Source organism: Vibrio sp. 1978, assembly GCF_033344345.1.
The window spans coordinates 1-837 of record NZ_JAWPOP010000280.1 but is presented as its reverse complement, the minus strand read 5'-3'; the positions used below and the strand labels follow the sequence as shown (position 1 = coordinate 837).

1 protein-coding gene is annotated in these 837 nt (G+C 45.5%); it reads right to left on the bottom strand.

Annotated features, from left to right (window positions below; all coding sequences use genetic code 11):
* Window positions 1-837 (bottom strand): sodium/glutamate symporter (locus R8N49_RS26085; protein ID WP_318190320.1); only part of this gene is annotated, 837 nt, incomplete at both ends.

The following is an 837-nucleotide window of genomic DNA, read 5'->3' as shown; positions in this document are numbered from 1 at the left end:
CCACAGTTTTAGGCTCATTAGCGCCATTGCTAGGAACAGCGACAATGAAACCGTACCGAGAATATCCACGGTTTCTAAGTCGACTTTGCGAACTTTCGTCACTTCCATGATGTTGGTGATCACCACACCAATAAACAACGCGTAGACAAAGTCCGGAATCATCAACCATTTGATGCCAAAGCTGCTCACCCAGTTTTCTAGATAACCCGCCCCTGTCACACACAACAAAATAATCGACAAGCTTTCGACCACTTTCTTTGCAGTAACTCGGTCTTCTTCGTGCTCGTTATAAGTCACGAGTTCAGGAAAACGTTGGTGACTTTGATTTGTACGGCCGTATTCCGATTCTAGGTTGTTTTTGTCTATCAAACGCTGTGCCACTGGGCTGCCGATGATGCCGCCAATCACCAAGCCAAACGTCGCAGATGCAATCGCAACCTCGAGTACGTTATGTAGACCATACATATCTTGGAAAGTCTGCGACCAAGCTGCGCCTGTTCCGTGACCACCAGAAAGCGTAATGGAACCCGCAATTAATCCCATTAGCGGATCTAAGCCCAATGCGGTCGCCAAAGACACACCAACGGCGTTTTGAATAAGAATGTACGCTGATGCCACCGCGAGAAAGATAAACACCTTCGCACCACCTTTGATCAGTTGGGTGTAGTTTGCCGCTAATCCAACGGTGGCAAAAAACATCAACATAAAGGTATTTTGCAGTGGTAAATCGAAGGATAAATCAACGCCATTAAAGTGCATTGCGGTAATCACACAAGCGATGACTAACCCACCAACAATCGGTTCTGGGATATTAAATTTTTTTAAAATTGGAAGTTT